The sequence below is a fragment of the Pseudidiomarina fusca genome (assembly GCF_032227045.1).
GTDB lineage: Bacteria > Pseudomonadota > Gammaproteobacteria > Enterobacterales > Alteromonadaceae > Pseudidiomarina > Pseudidiomarina fusca.
This window is the reverse complement of record NZ_JANFPJ010000036.1, coordinates 1-327: the sequence shown is the minus strand read 5'-3', so window position 1 is coordinate 327 and position 327 is coordinate 1. Positions and strand designations below refer to the sequence as shown.

The 327-nt window shown below is 44.3% G+C and carries 1 protein-coding gene; it reads right to left on the bottom strand.

Translation table 11 applies throughout. From position 1 onward, the window contains the following. Nucleotides 1-240, bottom strand: a 240-nt coding sequence (locus NOG12_RS11905) for a helix-turn-helix domain-containing protein (RefSeq protein ID WP_313933364.1), incomplete at its 3' end; no start/stop codon positions are given. Nucleotides 241-327 lie beyond the last annotated feature (87 nt).

The window sequence follows — 327 nt, the reverse complement described above, 5'->3', positions numbered from 1 at the left end:
TTGAAAAACTCCGCTTGGGCATTCGGGGTAGATGTCCGGTCTTAACTGAGATCGGGTTACTTGTCCTTGCGTAGCTTGTTCGATGGGTAGAGCGAATTCAGCGGGAACACGCCCTGATTTATTCAACCAAAACCAGACGTTTTGCTGTTTTGAGTTGATGGCTCGTACTAATGCTGATTGCCCGCCGACCAAGTCAATGGCACGGCGGAGATGTTTTTGTGTCGTGTTGAACACTTCCATACCGTCTCATGTTACAATAATAACTGTTACAAGATTGAGTGTTACAGTTTTATTTGTAGAATACGGGCTTATGAAAACTTTATCCGA